This window comes from Pontibacter virosus, from assembly GCF_003096355.1.
GTDB classification, from domain to species: Bacteria; Bacteroidota; Bacteroidia; order Cytophagales; family Hymenobacteraceae; genus Pontibacter; species Pontibacter virosus.
Map to the genome: position 1 here is coordinate 387,183 of NZ_QEKI01000001.1, position 19,720 is coordinate 406,902.

Consider the following 19,720-nt stretch of genomic DNA (forward strand, 5'->3'; position numbering starts at 1 on the left):
TTAGTCTTCTTCATCTGCCAGCACCTTTGCGCTGCATTGGGAGCCCCCTATCTGTATAAATAATAAGTATCTGTAAAAATGGCACTTGGGTCAGAACCGTAATATGTTCCCTCGAGCACCAGCATGCGCTGGTCGCGATGCAGGACATTGAACCGGGCTGACCACCCAAAATTGCTCAGCACAAACGAATTGGGCTGGGAGTAGTCGGCTTTAAAACTGTCGCGGTACACGCTCTTGGTACCTTGCTGGCTTGCCCGCTGCAGAAAAGCACTGTCAGCCTTGAATTCAAAGTAGTCATTCGCAGTGCCTGTGTACATCACCGAGGTGCAGTTACCGCTTCGGCACAGTTTGTTGTTCACGCGCTCAATACGCCACTTGCCCTGAACCGACTCGCGCAGCCCGCTTTCAATTATAACTGGTTGCATGTCTTCATCTGATTTTGCGCAGCCTGTCGCCAGCCCCAACAGGACGATGGCCATAGCCGCAAGTCCCAACATCTTTTTCATAGTATAGAAGGCGCTGCTTAGTAGGCGCCCAATAAGGAATTGTCTGGCATCGCGCAGCCCGAGAGCAGCACAGAAAGTAGTAAAAGCGCCAGCAATACATACCACCCTGACATATTTTCACGGCCGGCAGCCACCAGGGCAACCAGGGTCTGTAGAACGGATCTCATGAGCAGCATCATTTGCATAGCGCTTTTATCTAAAATCAACCAATCACTTTACACTTACATGATTCCGATAGGCGCCAAATGGTTGCAAGGCATTTTAAAAAAAATCAGAAATTATTTTCGGGAGCTGCTCAACTGGTAGTTAAGGCTCATGTTCATGCCGATTGTATAGGGTTTTCCCTGCGGTGCGGCGGCTTTGTCCGGATCCGCTACCAAGGTGTTGAAGTAATTGCGTACTTCCGGTCCGAGTGCCAGTGTCAGGTTGGGAGAAATGCGCTTGCCAACGCCCACAGAGCCATTACCTGAGAACTGTACCTGGCGGAAAGGAGAGTCGTTGTCGCTGGCCGTATAACTTACAGACTGCACCTCCGGGTTAGTGGTCTTCACGCTCGACTCCAGCAGGAAGTTGGCGGCCACGCCCGCTGCTGCATACACAAACCAGTCTTTGCTGAGGTCATGTTCATACTGCAAGCCTACCGGCACGGTCAGGTGGCGGTACTGGTACTCCGTGTTGAACGAGTCGCCGGTGCGGGCTACGCTCACGGAGTCAGACGAAAAACCATCGTTGAGCGACGACACAAAGAAGGTGGATGGGCTGAGCTCGTAACGTTCATTGGAGCGAGGCTTCACCCAGAACTGGCGCACGATAAAGTTGGACTTCGAGCGTGACCTGCTCTCGCTATAGCCTATACCTGTCAGCAGCTTAAACTTCTCCTTCAGCTTAAAGCCGGCTTTCGCCTCCACTGCATAGGAGTAGGCCGGTTGCGTGCTCTCCTCAAACTCTTCGCGGGCAGCTGATATATTCTGAAAAGACTCCTGCGAAGCATTAACGCTCGGTCCTGACGCTGCAATGCTGAACATATTTCTGTTGTTGGAGCTTGGCATCGCAAGTGGGTCTGGCAAACCAATGTTCTGTTCGAACACAGCAGGCACATAAGCCAAGTTCAGGCTCCAGCGGCTGTCTCCTTTCATTGCTGCTTCCACGGTCTTCGATTGCTGGGCTGCCAATGTGCTCTGAGCCGTCTCCGATGACTGTTGTGCCTGCTGGCGGCTGGCCTGGTGCGCCTCGCTCATCTCGGCAAACGACTGCGGCTTGGCTGCTAACGACCGGTTACCTAATGGATATTGCTGCTTTGTTGTTGGCGTGTTGCTTCCGAACGTGACAGTTATGCTCTCCCAGGTAATGATTTGAGTATAGCGGGTACCTGGCGCAAAGAGATTGCCCTGCGTAGAAGCTGGACCATTGCCTGGGAAGCCACCCGACACATAGCCTCGGCTACGGCCCGGCATTGGCGTGTAGCCCAGGTATGGACTGTAGCCCGGCGACACGTTGTAATAATCACCTGCCTGTGGGCCATCGTTAAGTGCAGTTGAAGCGGCAGCAACCGGGCCTTTGCTCTGGCGCATACCTGATGCACGAGCCACCCGTTGGGTGCCTGCGGTTTCTTTCGGGCTATAAGCCATGGCGGCTGACTCCTCTTGCTGTGTGGCATAGGCTTTCATGGCTTCCTCTACGGTTACAGGCGCTGTAGCTTGTTTGGTTACTGGCAGGGCGGCCATACCTGGCTGCGCTCCAGGCTGGTTCATGCTATCGCTGTAGTTATAGGCTAACAGCGCACCGGTAAGGGCAAACAGCACAAAGCAGGCGGCGGCCAGCTGCCGGTAAAACAGCGCCCGCTTTTTGTAGTCCTTGTTTTCCTGCACGGTCAGGTCATGGTCGATACGGGCCCATAGGTCCGGGGCAGGCCTGGCCTCAGCATCGAACAGGCGGCGCTGGAATTCGTCTTCCAGGGAGTTTCGCTTATGGTTATTGGCTGATGACATGCTCTTGATATGTTTTATCCTGGCGCTCGAGCATACCTTGCAGTATGGCGCGGGCACGGGAGTATTGTGACTTTGATGTACCTTCGGAGATGCCGAGCATCTCCCCTATCTCTTTGTGATTGTAACCCTCAATGGCGTACAGGTTGAACACCATGCGGTAGCGTGGAGCGAGGCTTTGGATCATAGCCAGCAGCTCATCCATGGAGTAGCCCGTCAGGTTAACGTCCTCCGAAGCGATGTTGCCCACCTCTTCCGTTTCATGTGAAACGGTCATGAGCGATTTCTGCCGCAGTTGCTTCAGGGCTGTGTTAATCATGATGCGGCGCACCCAAAACTCCAGCGGACAATCCTGCTTGAAATTCTGTATGTTGGCAAACACTTTCACAAACCCTTCCTGCATCATATCCTCTGCCTCAAAGCTTGTCGGGGCGTAGCGCATACAAACCGCCATCATCTTGCGCGAGTAAAGGTCATAAAGCAGTCGCTGCATGTCCCGCTTGCCGGCAATGCAACCCTCTATGAGTTTCTCCTCGTCTGACTTAGGTTTGGTAAAAAGCTTCAAACGCCTCTTCTTTTAGCTTCACTCCTATGATTCCCATAGCGAGGCAATGGTTGCAAGCACAAAAAAATTTTTTTACACCTTAGGCGGCTGTCACAAAAAACGCACCCATAACAATTGCACAGTAAATATATTAAAATTAAATATTCTTACAACAGAAAAACTGTGTATAAACAGCAAAGGCCTCTTCGAGATGGAAAAGGCCTTCACTGGTTTTGTTTAAGGTGAGAGTGTTTAGAGGACTGTTAAGAACAAAATTTTGTAGAACATCATAGAGAAAAGCGCAGCGATCAATACCCAGGTATAGCCGATGATCTGGTAAGCACCGGAAGCCCCTTCCCCATCCCGGCTCAATTCTTCGTAGGCCTGCAGGCGGGCCTGGCCCAGTATGTTTTTGGTAACCAATTGATAGGCCGTATGTATACCCAGCACCACTAATACCACATCATCCAGGAAGCCGAACACCGGCACCAGATCAGGAATCAGATCGATAGGTGAAATGGCATAACCGATGACCACGGCGAGCAGAAGCGGCACATACCATCTTACCTCCGGGTGGCGGGCAGATAGGTATAAAGCGTATATCTCCGCATTTATCTCATGCGCTTTCTGGCGAAGGTATGTCAACTGCATCATGGGTATAAGGGTAAGAGGGTGGTCTTATTTCTCCTTACGCAGCAGCCCTACCAGAAAGTTTCATGATAACATAAAATAAACGCAATATTTTATCCGCAATTTTCGTTTGCCCAGATTCCCCAGGCGGCATCAGCCTGTGCGTGGAGCATTGGCAAACCATTAAGGATACGCGCGCCGGCCAGGCGGCCTTTCTGCAGAAACAGGGTTTCCTCGGGGTTATAGACCAGGTCGTAGAGATAATGACCCGGCCTGAGCGCTTCGTAAGGTATAGCAGGAGCACGGTCGGTATCAGGTGCCATGCCGAGCGGTGTCGTATTGATAATCAAGGGATAAGCCTGCAGTACCTCCGATGTTATGGCCTCGTAATGCAGCTGATTTTGAGTGGGATTCCGCGAGACGGAGGTATAGGGTATAGCCAGTTCCTCCAGGGCAGCCCAAACGGCTTTGGCCGCGCCGCCCGTTCCGAGCACCAGCGCTCTGGCACCTTCACCCGCCGGGTAAAACTGCCGCAGCGTATCCCTGAAACCAAGGAAATCCGTGTTGTAGCCTTTGGACCTGCCACCCTCTAGTTTGATAGTATTCACGGCACCTATACAGGCAGCGCTGCTGTCCAATTCGTGTAGGTATGGGATAACAACCTCTTTGTAAGGTACTGTCACGTTCAGTCCAACCAACTCAGGTTCGCGTGCCAGCAAATTTGGGAGCTCAGCGATATCGGACAGTTCATATAGTTCGTAAGCAGCGTCGGCTATACCTTCCTGCTTAAATTTTGCAGTAAAGTACCGTTTTGAAAACGAGTGCCCGAGCTTTTTGCCGATCAGTCCAAATTTGCGCATCCTGTTTGTTCTTCAAAAACCTATACTTTTCCGGCTGGTTGATCAGCCATGCGGTCGAGCAGGTACACCAGCAGGAAACCAAAAGCAGCAAGCAGCACCGTGTAAAGCAAGTATGAACTCTCACCAGTCAGCTGAGCATAATGTCCTGGGAGGATGTTTTCCTGCAGGAGTGGCTTCACTTCGCCATGCCGGTCTGTATACGTCTCGAGCGTTTTTTTCCAAGGCCATACCTTGTTCAGGGAACCAAGCATAAAGCCTGTCAGCAACGCCACCGTGATGTTATGGTACTTGGTCAGCATCCAGTTGAGCACATGCGAAAAAGCCAGTAGACCAGTTACGCAACCCACCCCGAATACCAGAATGATGTCAATTTTAAACTCCTTCAGCGCATTCATGATGAACTCGTACTTGGCCATCAGCAGCAACAGGAAACTCCCTGAAATGCCTGGCAAAATCATGGCGCAAATGGCGATAGCACCCGCTATAAAAACAAACCAATGTGCTTCGGGCGTCTGCATCGGCACAGCCACCGTAATGTAATATGCCAAAGCCACCCCAATAAGCCCAAACAGTACTGTAGCAGGCCGCCAGCGGGTTATCTTTTTGGACACCACCACGACCGATGCTACAATAAGCCCAAAGAAGAAACCCCAGACCATAATTGGGTAAGTGGCCAGCAGAAATACCACTAAATTGGAAAGTGTCACGATAGACGTGAAAATGCCTGCCAGCAACACTAATAGAAAGTTGCCGTTGATGTGCTGCCAGAACCCCTTGATATCAAACTTTGAAATCAAGCGCAGAGCCTCACCATCAACAGAACGTATAGAATCAAGCAGTTCTTCGTAAATGCCCGATATAAAGGCAATCGTACCTCCCGATACCCCTGGTACCACGTCGGCAGCTCCCATGCCCATACCTTTCGAAAACAGTAGCAGGTATTCTTTTAAAGATCGTCGTTTCATGCTTTTAAAAAATCTGGATTTGGCTAAGCACAAAAAAATTGCCCGTCGGGGTCGCCGATGGGCAATTTTCCATTATCTGCCTGGTATTAAGCGTCTATGATCGGCTGTCCGTTGTTGATGAAGTGGTTGAACGTATCGCCGCGCAGTCCCAGTCGGATCGTCTCAAGCGGAATTACCTCGTTTGGCGCGATGTTACCCAGGTTCACGTTAGCGCCCAGCAGTTTGATAAACCATACCTGCTGCGCTTTCTGAGGCGCTTCCCACAGGATCTTCTCAAACGGAATTTTGGTCAGGATTTCTTCTACCAGACCGCTGCGCACCTCGCCCGTTGAGCGGAATAACCCTACGTTGCCACCCTCACGGGCCTCGCCGATTACCTTCCAGGCTCCAGCTTCCAGTTCAGCTTCCATCAGCCTAATCCACATGTAAGGCGGGATGATCTTCTCAGCATCTTTTGAGCCAACTTCTGAAAGTACCGTCACCTGCTCAGCCAGCGTCCGAATGTAACCACACTTTTTCTCGTGGGCCATCTCGAGCGATCCGTCCGACACTTCCGCAAATGTCATATCATACTTGTCCAGCACCCGGCGGTAGTCTTCGAACTGGTTGCGGGCGATAAACGCCTCGAACAAAGTACCACCGAAGTAAACGGGTATACCGGCTGCGCGGTAAACATCCAGCTTCCGCTGCAGGTTAGGCACTACATACGAGGTAGCCCAGCCCAGTTTCACGATGTCTACATACTCACCGGCTACGTCCAGAAAGTCTTCTACTTCACGGATACTCAGGCCTTTGTCCATAGCCATGGTAAAGCCACGCTCACGCGGCTTCGCCTCGCGCTCTGGCAGGCCGCTCAAAATATAATTACTGTTCATTATTTGCGATATTGGTCAATTAATCGGGATAATGCGCGCTGAGACTCAAGCTCAGGGAAGAACTCGAACAACAGCTTATGTTTTTCGAAGTCCAAAATTAATGCATTTTCCAGATAATTGTATGCTTCGCGGTATTTTCCTGCCGAAAGCATGTAGGCGCAAGCTCTATAATACAGCTCAGCCTCGTCAGGTTGCAGCTCTATCGCATTCAGAATTATTTCGGTCGCTTCCTCAAAATTGCCCTGCTCGTACAGGATGATCGACCAGTTAAGGTAGATGTCTTTGTCTTCCGGTTGTATCTCAGCGGCACGTGCGTAGCTTTCCAGCGCCGACACCACATGACCCACATGGTACTCCGCCGATGCCAGCGCCACCCAGTAGTCCACGCTGTCGTCATAAAGCGTGACGGCCTTCTTAAAGAAGTGCACCGACTCATACCACTTGCCCTGCGCATCCAGCACCACGCCTATGCCAAACCAGGCCTCGTCCATCTCCGGATCCAGGTCAATGGCTTTCTGGTAATAGCGACGCGACAGGTCCCACTGCTGCATTTTTTCGTAACACTCGCCTATGTTGCAGAACACTTCCGCGGACGGCGAACCGTGCTCCAGCATGCCGTTAAAGGCCTCGATGGCTTTGGTATACTCCCCGATAAACACATAGGCGTTGGCCATGTTGTTGTAAGCCGTGATAAAATCGGGCTTGATGATGGTGGAGTAGTCGTAAGCGGCGATGGCCTTTTCGTAAGAACCCAATTTGTTGTAGACGTTGCCCAGGTTAAACCAGGCCACATACGAGTATGGGTCTTTGTCGATGAAAGCCTGAAAGAATGGCAGCTCCTCGCGCATAGAGCCCGTGATCTCCATACAGTAGATAATCTCCTGCATGGCGGCCTCGTTCTCCACGTTCAGTTCGATGCACTTCTTGTAGTACTTGATGGCCGAGCTGAATTTGCCCCAGCTCTGGTAAGTGAGGCCAATGTTGAAATAGATATCGTCGCGGTCCTCGGCAAAGGCCAGCGCTTTCTTGAAATGGTCTACGGCATTGCGGTACTCGCCGCGCTGCGTAAAAATGATGCCCCGGGTCAGGAGTACATCGGGGTTCTGCGGCTCTACTTCGGCCACCTGGTCGATGAGCACCATGGCGTCTTCGAAGTTGCCGGACATTGCCAGCAGCTGCGCCTTGTCTATTTGAAGCCCGGTCGAGAAAGGATACTGTGCTATAGCGGACTCACAGGCCAGCAGCGCCTTCTTATAGTCAAAGTTAGCGGTATAATGGTCTATGATATATTCAAAGTCGGTCAGGTCAAAAAAAACGGTTTCGTTTGTTCCCAGCATCTGCTCGAACCGGATGATCAGCTCAGAGTCCTCGCTGTGCTCGTCAAAATTCTCTTTCATCTCCTATATCCCACAAACTGCAAAAGGCAGTTCTTGTCTTTTAACTACATTTATAAACTGCAAATAGTTTAGTTTGCGCGGGTCAGCTCCGGACCTCTCTGATTCTCTGCTATTTGCAGTAAACCCTGGCATGTCCAGGCGATGGATTCGGTCAGTAGCCTGAACTCCATACCTGTTGTTTTCCGAACTTTCTGATTGTCAAACACGTGGCTTTTAGCCGTCACGCGGGCGGTGTCTTTTGTGATCAGCGGGCGCCCACCCGTCAGCCAGGCGCGGGCATGCTCCAGTCGCCACACCACTTCGGCCAGCGCTGGAGAAACCCTGATGGAGGGAGCCTTTTTACCAAAGCACCGGGCGGCCTCCGCAAAAAACTCTTTATAAGTAAGCTGCCCGGCATTTAAGATAAATCTTTCGCCGGAGATATCCGAAAACGTCAAACGCAGCATCGCCTCCACCACATCACGCACATCCACAAAATTGGCGCTGCCCGGGGTATAGAACGGTCGTTGCTGGTATACATACTTGAACAGGCGGGTGCTGCTGCGGTTCCAGTCGGCCGGCCCCAGCACCACGGATGGATTCACGATCACGGCCTGCAGTCCTTCGGCTATACCCCGCCATACCTCCAACTCACCGTAGTGCTTCGACTCAGCGTAGGCTGACTGCTTCTCCCCCGCATCCCACTTGCTGGTTTCATTCAGCAAGGTTGCCTCCTTGTTGCGGCCTATGGCAGCAATCGAGCTGACATGGCACAGCTTAACCTCCTCGTCCGCATCCAGACAGGCATCTACTATATTGGCAGTACCATCCACATTTACTTGCTGCAGCAACTCGGTGTCCTGTGGGGCATATGATACCAGACCGGCGCTGTGAAACACATATGCTACTCCTTGCAGGGCTTTTCGCAGTAAGGCTATGTCCAATATATCGCCCTCCACCCACTCTACCTGGTCTTCCTGAGCAATAGCGGGCACCTGGCCCCGGTATAGCGCACGCACACTATGGCCTTGCGCGACTAGTGCCGGAATAAGATAGCTGCCAATCAGGCCGCTGCCGCCTGTCACGAAAACCATCGACATGGGTATAGGAGGAGTTAAGGGATTATAGTTTACTGTTGAGTAGCGGAAGCTCCAGGGCCTTTACCAGATATTTCGAGCAAAGCACTTTCTGCAGGTTGGCAATGTGCTTCAGGCTGTGCGTATCGGAGCCCAGAAAATCAACCAGACCGGCGTCTATAAGTTTTTCGATGATCATTTTGGCACCAGGCGAGTAATAGCCTGTGAGGGAGTTGAGGTTTGGCTGCAACAGTACACCCTGCTCCCGAAGCCCTACCAGATCATCGAACTTGCCATAAAAATAGGTATAGCGCTCGGGGTGGGCCAGCACCGGCTTGTAGCCCAACGATTGCATCCGAAAAATGGCTTCACGCAGGTTGAGCGGCTCGTTCAGGAAAGAGGTCTCGAACAGCAGGTAGTTGTCGCCAAACGTGAGCAGTTCCTCGTTGTCTTCCAGCTTTTGCAGCAGGGCCTCATCAAGGTAGTGCTCGGCGGCGCAGGCCAGTTCCATCTCTATACCTTCAGCCGTAACGGCATCCTGCAGCACTTTCAACTGCATGCGAATGATCTCGGGCGTGTTGCGGTAGAAATCGCTCATGATGTGCGGCGTCATGATCAGCTTGCGGTAGCCCATCTCCTTCATGCCGCGCACGAGTTCCAGCGACTGCTCCACTGTGGCGGCGCCGTCGTCTATACCTGGCAGTATGTGCGAGTGCATGTCCACGCCGAGTATACCCAGCGACTCAACCTGCACATCCTCCTTGCCAAACAGATTCTGGAAAAACTTTATCATTTGCTCGATTCAACCGTATGTACACGGCACAAAACACAAACGTTGCCAAACACGGCAACGCAACATCAAAATAACGCAAATATTATACGCTATCAAAATAAACGAAGTACGTTTAGGTTTAATATAAGATGATGGGGAAACTACCAGATCACAGACTCTCGTGCAATGCCCAAAACTATCAGGAAGCAGCGTTCCAATTAGCGTTCACACATCAACTAAATCAAACTAAAACCCCGAATTTGCCAATAAGCCTAATTTAGTTAGCTTTGTAAACCCTTTATTCATTTACCAGTTTAATACACGCGACTTTAACACAAAAAAACTTAAATGGAATTTAACTACACAGAAAACCAGCGCATGATTGCCGACATGATCCGGGACTTCGGAGCCAAACACATCAAACCAAAAATGATGGAATGGGACGAGAGCCAGGAATTTCCGGTGGAAGTGTTTAAGAAGCTGGGCGAACTGGGCCTGATGGGCGTGCTGGTGCCAACCGAGTACGGCGGTTCCGGCTTTGGCTACCTGGAATATGTAACGGCTATCGCGGAGCTTTCTAAGATTGATGGCTCTATTGGTCTTTCCATGGCGGCGCATAACTCGCTTTGCACCGGCCATATCCTGCAATTTGGTAATGAGGCGCAGAAAAAACAGTATCTCCCAAAATTGGCCACTGCCGAGTGGATCGGCGCCTGGGGCCTGACGGAGCCTAACACAGGTTCTGATGCGGGCAACATGCGCACGGTGGCCGTGCAGGACGGCGATTACTGGGTGATCAACGGTGCCAAAAACTTCATTACGCACGGCAAAAGCGGCAATGTGGCGGTGGTGATCGTACGCACCGGCCAAGTGGGTGACTCCCACGGCATGACGGCCTTCATCATCGAGAAAGGCACTCCGGGCTTCAGCGCGGGTCGCAAGGAAGACAAACTGGGCATGCGTGCCTCTGAAACGACGGAATTGATCTTCGAAGACTGCCGTGTGCACAAAGACCAGATGCTGGGCAAGGTGGGCGAAGGCTTTATTCAGGCCATGAAAGTGCTGGACGGCGGTCGTATCTCGATCGCAGCGCTTTCGCTAGGTATAGCACAGGGCGCTTTCGAGGCGGCGTTGGCTTACTCGCAGGAACGCAGCCAGTTCAACAAGCCGATCTCCAGCTTCCAGGGCATTTCCTTCAAACTGGCCGACATGGCCACCGAGATCGAAGCAGCTTCTCTCCTCACCTACCAGGCAGCCGATATGAAAAACCGCGGCCTGAACGTGAACAAAGAATCGGCCATGGCAAAACTGTATGCCTCTGAGGTATCGGTGAGAGTAGCGAACGAGGGCGTACAGATTTTTGGTGGCTACGGCTTCACGAAAGACTATCCGGCCGAAAAGTATTACCGCGACGCCAAACTGTGCACCATCGGCGAGGGAACAAGCGAGATACAAAAGCTCGTTATCTCCAGAGCCATCCTGAAATAGGTTGACGATCAAAAGTTTTTTAACTTGCGCCAAGCTGGTTTTAGCTGAGTGAGCAGCACTTTTAAATAAGTTGCTGAATTATTTTCGTCAAACTATTGATTTTTAAGTAAAACATTAACTAAATTTGCATCCCTAAATATCAGAAGAAGCGAGGAAAAACATGATTATTGTAAACGTAAAAGATAACGAGTCTGTAGACCGTGCCCTGAAGAGATTCAAGAAGAAATTTGAGAGAACTGGTGTTCTGAAAGAACTGAGAGCGAGAACGTTCTTCGAGAAACCATCTGTTTCTAAGAGAAAGCAAAAAGAAAGAGCGAAGTACAAGCAGCAGCTTTTCGCTAACGAAAACTACTAGTCTTTCTTTAAAGATATTTTATTTTTCCATACCTTGGTATAAATGGCAGGCACCCCTGTCTTTTACACCAAGGTATGGAATTATTTTTTAAGTATCTCGAATACGAGAAGCGGTACAGTCCGCACACGCTCACTTCTTACCACACCGATCTGGGGCAGTTCGCGCAGTACCTGCAGGACACTTACCAGATCACCGATCCCGCCGAGGCAGACCATACCATCATCCGGTCGTGGATCCTGACCCTTGTGCACAAAAATCTGGAGGCCCGTTCTGTTAACCGCAAAATCGCTTGCCTCCGCTCCTACTATAAATTCCTGTTAGGCCAGCAGCGCATCAGCGCCAACCCCATGCTGCGCATCAAGGCACCTAAAGTTTCGAAGAAACTGCCTGCCTTTGTGCCGGAAGAGCCTTTCAATAGTTTTCTGGATACCTTTACCTTCGAGGACACCTTTGAAGGGCAGCGCGACCGCCTGATACTCGAGTTCCTGTATGGCACCGGCATGCGACTGGCCGAACTCATAGGAATAGCGCATGAAGACGTGGACCTGCACGCCAAAACGGTGCGGGTACTGGGCAAGGGGAACAAGGTCCGCATCATCCCGCTGAACGATACACTGGTAGCTTCCATCAGGCAATATCTGGAGCACAAGAAAAGCGCGTTTGGCAATAACAATTCGGAAAGGCTGCTCGTTACTAATAAAGAACGACCACTCTATCCGAAGTTCGTTTATCGTGTCGCTAAAAAGTACATCAGCTTGGTTACCACTTCTGAACATAACAGCCCACATGTGCTGCGACACTCCTTCGCTACTCACCTGCTAAATAACGGCGCTGATCTCAATGCCATCAAAGACCTATTGGGGCACGCCAGCCTGGCCGCCACACAGGTATACACGCACAATTCAATAGAGAAGCTGAAATCGATTTTCGAGAAGGCTCATCCAAAAGCATAAGTTTAACCATAAAATGTTACGATTATGAAGCTACAGATGCATTCAATCCACTTCGAGGCTGACAGACAGCTGACCGATTTCATCCAGCAGAAAGTAGACAAACTGGAAACATTCTACGACCGCGTGGTAGAGGGCGAGGTGTTTCTTAAACATAACAACAATGACGGAACAGATAATAAGACTGTTGAGATAAAACTTTACGTACCAGGCTCCACCCTATTCTCAAAAGAAGACGCAGCCTCTTTCGAAGCAGCCGCTGATGCAGCTGTTGAAGCGATGCGCAGACAACTGAAAAAATTCAAGGAGAAACAAATGGCCCATCATTAAGCCATTCTGATACGTGCCATACCTGATCCAGGTATAAAGTAAAAGGCCTGCTGATCGCTCAGCAGGCCTTTTTTATGGTCTAAGGTATAAGCCGGTTACAAACCGAACTCTGCCTTGATCTTATCTACATAGTCGAGCTTCTCCCAAGTAAAGGTCTCGAACTCTTTTACTTCCTTGGTGCCGTTCACAGAAACTTCCACGGTCTTTTTGCCGGGCGTTCTGCCCATGTGGCCATAAGCGGCTGTTTCAGAGAAAATCGGGTTTTGCAATCCAAAGCGCTGTACAATGGCATAAGGACGCATGTCGAACAGCTTGTTCACCTTTTCAGCAATCTCACCATCGCTCATCAAGTTTCCGCTCGCGTCTTTCGCTTTGGTTGAGCCATAGGTTGTCACGTACAGCCCCACAGGTTTCGCTACACCAATAGCATAAGCCACCTGCACCAGCGCCTGATCGGCTACGCCAGCAGCAACTAAATTCTTAGCAATGTGACGCGTTGCATAAGCGGCAGAACGGTCCACTTTAGAAGAATCCTTGCCCGAGAAGGCACCACCACCGTGCGCACCCTTGCCACCGTAGGTATCTACGATGATCTTACGACCAGTCAGGCCGGTGTCGCCGTGCGGACCACCGATCACGAACTTGCCGGTTGGGTTGATGTGGTAGGTAATTTTGTTATTGAACAGCTTCTGGATACGCTCCGGTAACTGCTTTAGCACACGTGGAATCAGGATGCTATCCACATCGGCTTTGATCTTGGCCACCATCTGCTTCTCAGCTGATAGCTTCGCGTCATTGCTGTCGGTTTCCGGCAACACAAACTCGTCGTGCTGGGTCGAGATCACGATCGTATCGATTTCCTCAGGCACGTGGTTGTCGCTGTAGCGGATGGTCACCTGCGATTTGGCATCCGGGCGCAGGTACGTCATCTCCTTGCCTTCTTTGCGAATAGCGGAAAGCTCCTCCAACAGCAAATGCGAGATGCTCAAGGCCAAAGGCATGTAGTTGTCGGTTTCATTGGTGGCATAGCCAAACATCATGCCCTGGTCACCAGCGCCCTGGTCTTCAGGCTTAGTGCGCTCCACCCCCTGGTTGATGTCCGGAGACTGCTCGTGTATTGCCGATATCACACCACAGGCGTCGGCGTCGAACATATATTCTGATTTTGTATAGCCGATTCGCTTTATCACATCGCGGGCGATCTTCTGCACATCTACGTATGCTTCTGTTTTCACTTCACCGCTCAGTACAACAAGACCTGTTGTAACCAGTGTTTCGCAAGCCACTTTCGACTGTGGGTCCTGCTTTAAAAATGCATCTAAGAGGGCATCAGAAATCTGATCCGCTACTTTATCCGGGTGTCCTTCTGATACGGACTCGGAGGTGAACAAATATGGCATCTCGATGATGGGTTTAGGTACAAAGTATAAACCAACTGCCAGAAATGACAGCGATTGCAAAGCTACGGCAATTCCGGCACAATAAAAACGATCATTTACACAAGGTTACCAGCTTTTAAAAGCTATTTGCCCAGCTAAACATTATCCATGCAGAATTGTATCTAACACATAAAAACTATTTACCAGCTAGCGTGTATGCAGATAGGTCAAGCATGGCCAAAAGGCACTGCAACTAATTAAAATCTATACAAAACCTTTTATATATAGCCCCGTTTCAATCATTAAAATTGCACATTTAAGACTCAACGATGAAAAAGTATATTCTAATAATATGGTGTATGGTTATGACAGCACAAGTCAGCCTGGCACAAAATGATTCTCCTTACAGAACCAAATTTGCAGTGGATGCCCCCATAACCGCGGCAGGTATGGGCCTCAGTTATTATGGCCTCACCCGCATGCAGGACAAGGATGGGCTCACAGAAGAACAGATTGCCAACCTTAATAGAAACGAGGTCAACAGTTTCGACCGCTTTTCTGCCGGCTACGACTCGGAGCAGGCAAAAAAAATCAGCGACATCCCTTTTTACGGCTCTTTTGCACTTCCTTTCTTACTAGCTTTCAACGACGATGTGCGCAGCAATGCAGGCCAGGTGTTTGGAATGTATGTGCAAACTATGGCCATAACAGGCGCCCTATTCACCATGTCAAGTGCTTACAATCCGCGTACGAGGCCCCTGGTGTATAGTCCGGATGTGGAAATAGGAGAAAAAACACGCGCCAATGCCCGAAACTCTTTTTATGCCGGCCACACGACGGCGGCGGCGGCAGCTTCTTTCTTCTTTGCCAAGGTTTTTCACGATTTCAACCCCGACTCGCCTGCCCGTACCTACGTGTGGTTAGGAGCAGCCACTGTGCCTGCAGCTGTAGGCTACCTGCGCCTGAGAGCCGGAAAGCATTTCCTGAGTGATAACTTACTAGGGTACGCAGTGGGTGCTGCTGTAGGTGTGGTGGTACCGCAACTACACAAAAAGACTAACAATAGCGGTTTTTCACTAAGCCCAACCATCATACCGACCTTTGCCGGTACAGCTTCGCAAGGGGCTAACCTCAGCTATACCTTCTAATAGAAAGTATAGGCACGCCTCGACTTCCATACCTTCCCCGTTTCAAGAAACCCTGGCAATTTAGCTCCAGATGAAGAAATCGAAATAGGGTGGTCCGGCTAATTCGCAGCTTCCAGTAACACGCTGCTTCTTATAAGAAACAACATAAAAAAAGGGCCTGGCTTAGCTGCCAGGCCCTTTTTCTGTTATCTGCAAATCATTTTACTTTTTGAGATTCTCTTCAAAGAGTTTGTAGATACGCTTGTATTCGTCGGTCCAACTGGCTGGCTCTGTAAAGCCGTGGTCCTCTACCGGGTAAACGGCCAGTTCCCAGTTGTCTTTGCCCAGCTCAATCAGGCGCTGGGTCAGGCGTACCACGTCCTGGAAGTGCACGTTGGTATCTACCATGCCATGGCAGATCAGGAGCGCGCCTTTCAGTCCCTCCGCATAGTAGATCGGCGAGCTTTTGGCATAGGCCAGGCTATCGAGCTGCGGTACGTTCAGAATATTGGAGGTATAGCCGTGGTTGTAATGCGCCCAGTCTGTAACGGATCGCAGGGCTGCGCCGGCTGCAAACACATCCGGTTCTGTGAACATGGCCATCAGTGTAATAAAACCTCCGTAAGAACCGCCGTAGATACCGATACGTTTTGGGTCCACATTATACTTGTCCACAAGCAGCTTGGCGCCGTCTACGTGATCGCTCAGATCTTTTCCGCCCATGAACTGATAGATGCCGGTGCGTACGTCACGGCCATAGCCGGCACTGCCGCGGTAATCGATATCCAGCACAGTATAGCCGTTATCTGCCAGGAAATTGTGGAACATATACTCTCTAAAGTAAGAGCTCCACCATTTGTGCGCATTCTGCAGGTAGCCGGCACCGTGCACAAAGATCACAGCAGGCCCATTTGCCACTGTCTTCTCCGGACGATACAGTCGGGCGTACACGTCTTCTCCGTCACTTGCCTTGAAGCTGATCACCTCTGGCTCGCGCCAGTTGTAGGACTTGAACTCGTCGGTGAGCGATTGCGTCACCTGGCGCGGCTTCGCTCCCTTTTTGTTATCCTGCACAAACAGTTCCCATGGCTTGTTGCTGTAAGAATAACGTATGGCCAGCTTCTTCTCATCCGGCGACAGGGTTACTTCATGTGCACCAGTACCAGAAGTCAGTTGGGTCATTTCCCCGCCATTGATCGGCATTCTGTAAAAATGCTTCTCACCTGGGTGTACCTTGTTTGCCGTGAAATACCAGTTCTTCTTGTCTCTAGATATCTGAGGACCGGAAACCTCAAACTTACCGCTCGTCAGTGCTTTCTTGCTGCCATTGCTCAGGTTCACGGCATACAAATGGGAGTAACCGCTCTCTTCTGACTGGAACCATACGTGCTCATTGTCTGGCATGAAACCAATGTCACCGGTGCCATAACCTATACCTGGTCCATTGATCCAGGCTTCGTCGCGCTGGCGATCGAGTGTGCTCAGTTTGCCGGAAGCCGGGTCGAGCTTCAGTATCCAGCGGTCTTTGTTATCGGCTGCCCGGGCTACCATCACGGCATGCTTGCCATTGTCTGACCACACGGGTCCAAACATGGTCACGGCGCGGGTTTCTGGTTTAGCAGTTTTTGTGGCAGGCTCTTTTGCTGTACTAGCCTTCGTGTCGCGGTCTCGGAGGTAGGCTGGTTGGTCGTTTATACCTTCAATGCTTCCTGCCTGCAGCGCATAAGTCGTATCCCGGCGGATATCATACACGAATGACTCGAAAGTTGCCTGCGCATCGCCTACTTTGGTGCGGGTGTTGATGTCCTCGGTATAACCTGTTGAGGTAACGAAATCAGGGACGATGGCTACTTTGGCATTTTTAGGGCGCGTCACCATGCGGTAGCTGATGTAGCGCTCATCCGGACTAAGCACAATGTTGTCAACTGACTTATCGCCGATGTAAATCTCTTTTGGACGGCTCGGAGAGTCGGCTTTTTGTTGTTTCTGGGCTGCTTTGCTGTCTGCTTCGCGGTCGCGAACGATCTGCAGGAGAGCCAGCTGCTGCTCCTTTAGCCAGTCACGCTGTGGGTTTTTGCCCTCTTCAGCTGGTTTGTTTCCTTTTTTGAAATCAGTTAGCTGCGCTAATTGGCCATTGGCGATCGTCCACAGGTATAGGTTACCGTCCTTTACGAATGCCACCTTCTTCTCATCATGGCTAAATGAGGGGCTGTTCTCACGCTCCACCGTATTGGTGATTTGCTGTGTCTTCTCGCTCTTAACGTCGAGCAGGTAGAGGTCGCCGTTCTTTTCGTATACCTTCTGGGTTTTGGCTCTGTTATAACGGGCATTCCAGGTTCCAGGCAAGGCACGACGCTCCTGCGCGCTCACCTTTTGCAGATTTGTGCCGTTCGCTGACACACTATAAAGCGAATCTCTGCGGTTCGCATCCGGGTTCCAGTTAAAGTAGATCTTTCTGCCGTCCTCTGACCAGAACACGTTGCTAGGCGAAGTGCCAATCCAGGTCGGGTCGCGCATGATCTTCTCAACACTCAGCTTGCTGCTGTTTTCCTGTGCCTGCACGGTAGCACCGCCGGCCAGTACGAGCCAAGACATCAGGAGAAGGGCTTTCTTCTTAAGAAGCATAATAAATGAATTGATTAGATTGTTGTTTGAGATAAAATTAAGCTATAAAATCCAAACTTGCCAAATCGGGGCTTCTACCTCTTGGCACTTGAGGGACTATACCTTACTTATTGCTGCTTAGCGCCATAGGCGGGCGCTGTTCGTCATGGTTCGTCAGGTCCTGGTATAGCTTGGCCAAAGCCAGCACTTTCGCTTCACCATAGAGTTGCCCCATAAAGGTGATCGTGGTAGGCATGCCGTTCTTTTGGAAACCATTTGGCAACACCACACAAGGGTGGCCGCTAAGGTTCGTCATGACTAAGTTACTACCGGCATACGATGGGCTCAGGTATACATCTATACCTTTGAGTTTTTCGTGCATCTGCTGGATAATGAGCGAGCGTACACGTTGAGCCTGCAAATATTCTACGGCAGTAACAAAGCGGCCTGCCCGGAAAATGTTTGGCCAGGCATTCTTATGCTGCTGCACCATCAGGCTGTCGCGGCCGCTTCGGGTCAGTTCGTCGAAGGCGGCTGCTCCCTCCACCGAAATGGTCATGGTCAGATCGCGGGCGGGCAGGTTTGGCAATTCAAATGGCACGAGTTCTATACCTGCTTTCCGAAGTGCTTCCAGCGTGGCCTTATCGTTCTCTTTGAAAGGATAGTCCCGCTCAAAGTCTTTTTGCAGGTAGCCAACCCGCAGCTTTCGCACATCAATGTTCTTGTTGTAATTAAAAGGAGCATCCACGAGAGACAAATCCTTGCCATCTGCGCCATAAATCGCATTGAACACAATGGCACAGTCTTCTGCAGAACGAGCAATGGGCCCAATCTTATCCATTGACCAGCTCAAAGCCATAGCGCCATGCCTGCTCACCCGACCGAAAGTAGGACGCAGCCCTGTTGTTCCACAAGCTGTGGAAGGCGATACGATAGAGCCAAGTGTTTCGGTTCCAATAGCAAAAGGCAACAAACCTGCTGAAACAGCTGCAGCCGATCCGGCTGAGGAGCCACTGGAACCCTTGGTCGTGTCCCACGGCGAACGGGTCTTGCCGCCATACCATACATCGCCCATCGCCAGCTCGCCCAGCGTCAGCTTGGCAACCAGTACGGCGCCCGCTTGCTCCAGTCGTTCTACCACCGTGGCATCCAGGTCAAGTTGTTGCTCTTTGTAAGGCATAGAGCCCCATGTCGTTTTGTACCGCTTTGTAGCCAGCAGGTCCTTCACGCCATAAGGTATACCATGGAGCATCCCTTTATACTTTCCGGCTTTTATCTCCTGGTCAGCGCGTCGTGCCTGCTCCAGGGCAAGCTCCTCTGTCAGACTGGTCACGCATTGCAAGGTAGGCCCATGCTGCTTCAGCCGAGCAAGGAAAAATTTGGTGAGTTCCTCTGAGCTGATCTGCTTTGTCCGTACCAGTTCGGCCAGTTGCGGAACACTATAAAATGCGAGCTCTTCTCTGTTGGCAGGCAGCTTTATACCTTTTTTGCGCTCCACTTCAAACTTCTCCCGCTTCTGCTCAAACGCAAACCCTACAGGTATAGGGTTAAACTGCAGAGCCGGTGCTACATCATTCGTCAATGGCTGCTTTCTGATGCGCTGGTAACTTTCTCTGAACTCAGCTACACTTGCCGTGGCTGAATCCAGCTGTGCATCCGTAAAGTTCAGCCCGATCATCTGCTGCGCACTCCGAAGCACATCCACTGTAATCTTGTCATCAGCCAGCTTCATAGCGAAAGCACCCGACAGGAAGCATGCGGTACCCAGTACGGTATAGGTATAAGATTTTTTCATGTAAACGTTTATCAATATTTCAGACCCATAAGTTAATAATTATGGCTCACTTATAGCTTTGGCTGCTCTAATATTAGTTACAAAAAAACCGCCCCCTGCAAAG

18 protein-coding genes and 1 pseudogene are annotated in these 19,720 nt (G+C 50.8%); 5 read left to right on the forward strand and 14 right to left on the reverse strand.

Annotated elements, in window-relative coordinates:
• Positions 1-47: 47 nt before the first annotated feature.
• From C8E01_RS01615 to C8E01_RS01660, 11 genes and pseudogenes are all read right to left on the reverse strand, one after another.
• Positions 48-506 carry a hypothetical protein gene (locus C8E01_RS01615; protein WP_116541601.1) on the reverse strand — a complete coding sequence of 153 codons (459 nt, stop codon included), beginning with the start codon at positions 504-506 and terminating at the stop codon, positions 48-50.
• Positions 507-523: 17 nt separating this feature from the next.
• On the reverse strand, positions 524-685 hold the full coding sequence (locus C8E01_RS21555; protein WP_165820532.1) for a hypothetical protein: 162 nt from the start codon (positions 683-685) through the stop codon (positions 524-526).
• 99 nt (positions 686-784) lie between these two features.
• Positions 785-2,494, reverse strand: a complete 1,710-nt coding sequence (locus tag C8E01_RS01620) for an outer membrane beta-barrel protein (RefSeq protein WP_116541602.1) — start codon at positions 2,492-2,494, stop codon at positions 785-787.
• A complete protein-coding gene (locus C8E01_RS01625; protein WP_116541603.1) occupies positions 2,478-3,056 on the reverse strand; it encodes an RNA polymerase sigma factor in 579 nt (192 codons plus the stop codon). Before C8E01_RS01625 ends, C8E01_RS01620 begins: the two co-directional genes overlap by 17 nt.
• A gap of 413 nt (positions 3,057-3,469) precedes the next feature.
• Positions 3,470-3,632: pseudogene (locus C8E01_RS22115) on the reverse strand (YkvA family protein); the annotation flags it as partial.
• 146 nt (positions 3,633-3,778) lie between these two features.
• Entirely contained in the window at positions 3,779-4,525 is a 747-nt protein-coding gene (locus tag C8E01_RS01635; RefSeq protein ID WP_116541605.1) for a shikimate dehydrogenase family protein, read from the reverse strand.
• A 20-nt stretch (positions 4,526-4,545) separates the two neighbouring features.
• A complete protein-coding gene (locus C8E01_RS01640) occupies positions 4,546-5,490 on the reverse strand; it encodes a DUF368 domain-containing protein (RefSeq protein WP_243409372.1) in 945 nt (314 codons plus the stop codon).
• Positions 5,491-5,576: 86 nt separating this feature from the next.
• Positions 5,577-6,365: a phosphosulfolactate synthase gene (locus C8E01_RS01645; protein WP_116541607.1), complete on the reverse strand. Its 789-nt coding sequence runs from the start codon at positions 6,363-6,365 to the stop codon at positions 5,577-5,579.
• Complete coding sequence (locus tag C8E01_RS01650) at positions 6,365-7,762, reverse strand: tetratricopeptide repeat protein (protein ID WP_116541608.1); 1,398 nt, start codon at positions 7,760-7,762, stop codon at positions 6,365-6,367. The genes C8E01_RS01645 and C8E01_RS01650 overlap by 1 nt, the downstream gene beginning before the upstream one ends.
• A 68-nt stretch (positions 7,763-7,830) precedes the next feature.
• A complete protein-coding gene (locus C8E01_RS01655) occupies positions 7,831-8,841 on the reverse strand; it encodes an NAD-dependent epimerase/dehydratase family protein (RefSeq protein WP_243409373.1) in 1,011 nt (336 codons plus the stop codon).
• A 22-nt stretch (positions 8,842-8,863) separates the two neighbouring features.
• Positions 8,864-9,610 carry a tyrosine-protein phosphatase gene (locus C8E01_RS01660; RefSeq protein ID WP_116541610.1) on the reverse strand — a complete coding sequence of 249 codons (747 nt, stop codon included), beginning with the start codon at positions 9,608-9,610 and terminating at the stop codon, positions 8,864-8,866.
• A gap of 327 nt (positions 9,611-9,937) precedes the next feature.
• Between C8E01_RS01660 and C8E01_RS01665 the strand changes: the two genes are divergently transcribed.
• The 4 genes from C8E01_RS01665 (at position 9,938) to hpf (ending at position 12,712) form a co-directional block, all read left to right on the forward strand.
• Positions 9,938-11,077: an acyl-CoA dehydrogenase gene (locus tag C8E01_RS01665; protein WP_116541611.1), complete on the forward strand. Its 1,140-nt coding sequence runs from the start codon at positions 9,938-9,940 to the stop codon at positions 11,075-11,077.
• Positions 11,078-11,237: 160 nt separating this feature from the next.
• Positions 11,238-11,432: a 30S ribosomal protein S21 gene (gene rpsU / locus C8E01_RS01670; RefSeq protein ID WP_007653500.1), complete on the forward strand. Its 195-nt coding sequence runs from the start codon at positions 11,238-11,240 to the stop codon at positions 11,430-11,432.
• A 74-nt stretch (positions 11,433-11,506) separates the two neighbouring features.
• On the forward strand, positions 11,507-12,385 hold the full coding sequence (locus tag C8E01_RS01675) for a tyrosine-type recombinase/integrase (RefSeq protein WP_116541612.1): 879 nt from the start codon (positions 11,507-11,509) through the stop codon (positions 12,383-12,385).
• Positions 12,386-12,409: 24 nt separating this feature from the next.
• Positions 12,410-12,712 carry a ribosome hibernation-promoting factor, HPF/YfiA family gene (gene hpf / locus C8E01_RS01680; RefSeq protein ID WP_116541613.1) on the forward strand — a complete coding sequence of 101 codons (303 nt, stop codon included), beginning with the start codon at positions 12,410-12,412 and terminating at the stop codon, positions 12,710-12,712.
• A 95-nt stretch (positions 12,713-12,807) separates the two neighbouring features.
• Here the strand turns inward: hpf and metK are convergent, their stop codons facing one another.
• Complete coding sequence (metK, locus tag C8E01_RS01685; protein WP_116541614.1) at positions 12,808-14,112, reverse strand: methionine adenosyltransferase; 1,305 nt, start codon at positions 14,110-14,112, stop codon at positions 12,808-12,810.
• Between the two features lie 344 nt (positions 14,113-14,456).
• Here metK and C8E01_RS01690 point away from each other — a divergent pair, with 344 nt between their 5' ends.
• Positions 14,457-15,239: a phosphatase PAP2 family protein gene (locus tag C8E01_RS01690; RefSeq protein WP_243409374.1), complete on the forward strand. Its 783-nt coding sequence runs from the start codon at positions 14,457-14,459 to the stop codon at positions 15,237-15,239.
• Positions 15,240-15,440: 201 nt separating this feature from the next.
• Here the strand turns inward: C8E01_RS01690 and C8E01_RS01695 are convergent, their stop codons facing one another.
• Positions 15,441-17,813 (reverse strand): prolyl oligopeptidase family serine peptidase, encoded by a 2,373-nt coding sequence (locus tag C8E01_RS01695; RefSeq protein ID WP_243409375.1) that lies wholly within the window; start codon positions 17,811-17,813, stop codon positions 15,441-15,443.
• Positions 17,814-17,946: 133 nt separating this feature from the next.
• Positions 17,947-19,617, reverse strand: coding sequence for an amidase (locus tag C8E01_RS01700; RefSeq protein ID WP_116541617.1), 1,671 nt, complete (start codon positions 19,615-19,617; stop codon positions 17,947-17,949).
• Between the last annotated feature and the right edge of the window lie 103 nt (positions 19,618-19,720).

Bases quoted from the DNA above. Each gene is read 5' to 3' on its own strand.
- C8E01_RS01615 (WP_116541601.1), bottom strand. From the start codon at position 506: ATGAAAAAGATGTTGGGACTTGCGGCTATGGCCATCGTCCTGTTGGGG.
- C8E01_RS21555 (WP_165820532.1), bottom strand. From the start codon at position 685: ATGATGCTGCTCATGAGATCCGTTCTACAGACCCTGGTTGCCCTGGTG.
- C8E01_RS01620 (WP_116541602.1), bottom strand. From the start codon at position 2,494: ATGTCATCAGCCAATAACCATAAGCGAAACTCCCTGGAAGACGAATTC.
- C8E01_RS01635 (WP_116541605.1), bottom strand. From the start codon at position 4,525: ATGCGCAAATTTGGACTGATCGGCAAAAAGCTCGGGCACTCGTTTTCA.
- C8E01_RS01640 (WP_243409372.1), bottom strand. From the start codon at position 5,490: ATGAAACGACGATCTTTAAAAGAATACCTGCTACTGTTTTCGAAAGGT.
- C8E01_RS01645 (WP_116541607.1), bottom strand. From the start codon at position 6,365: ATGAACAGTAATTATATTTTGAGCGGCCTGCCAGAGCGCGAGGCGAAG.
- C8E01_RS01650 (WP_116541608.1), bottom strand. From the start codon at position 7,762: ATGAAAGAGAATTTTGACGAGCACAGCGAGGACTCTGAGCTGATCATC.
- C8E01_RS01655 (WP_243409373.1), bottom strand. From the start codon at position 8,841: ATGTCGATGGTTTTCGTGACAGGCGGCAGCGGCCTGATTGGCAGCTAT.
- C8E01_RS01660 (WP_116541610.1), bottom strand. From the start codon at position 9,610: ATGATAAAGTTTTTCCAGAATCTGTTTGGCAAGGAGGATGTGCAGGTT.
- C8E01_RS01665 (WP_116541611.1), top strand. From the start codon at position 9,938: ATGGAATTTAACTACACAGAAAACCAGCGCATGATTGCCGACATGATC.
- rpsU (WP_007653500.1), top strand. From the start codon at position 11,238: ATGATTATTGTAAACGTAAAAGATAACGAGTCTGTAGACCGTGCCCTG.
- C8E01_RS01675 (WP_116541612.1), top strand. From the start codon at position 11,507: ATGGAATTATTTTTTAAGTATCTCGAATACGAGAAGCGGTACAGTCCG.
- hpf (WP_116541613.1), top strand. From the start codon at position 12,410: ATGAAGCTACAGATGCATTCAATCCACTTCGAGGCTGACAGACAGCTG.
- metK (WP_116541614.1), bottom strand. From the start codon at position 14,112: ATGCCATATTTGTTCACCTCCGAGTCCGTATCAGAAGGACACCCGGAT.
- C8E01_RS01690 (WP_243409374.1), top strand. From the start codon at position 14,457: ATGACAGCACAAGTCAGCCTGGCACAAAATGATTCTCCTTACAGAACC.
- C8E01_RS01695 (WP_243409375.1), bottom strand. From the start codon at position 17,813: ATGTCTTGGCTCGTACTGGCCGGCGGTGCTACCGTGCAGGCACAGGAA.
- C8E01_RS01700 (WP_116541617.1), bottom strand. From the start codon at position 19,617: ATGAAAAAATCTTATACCTATACCGTACTGGGTACCGCATGCTTCCTG.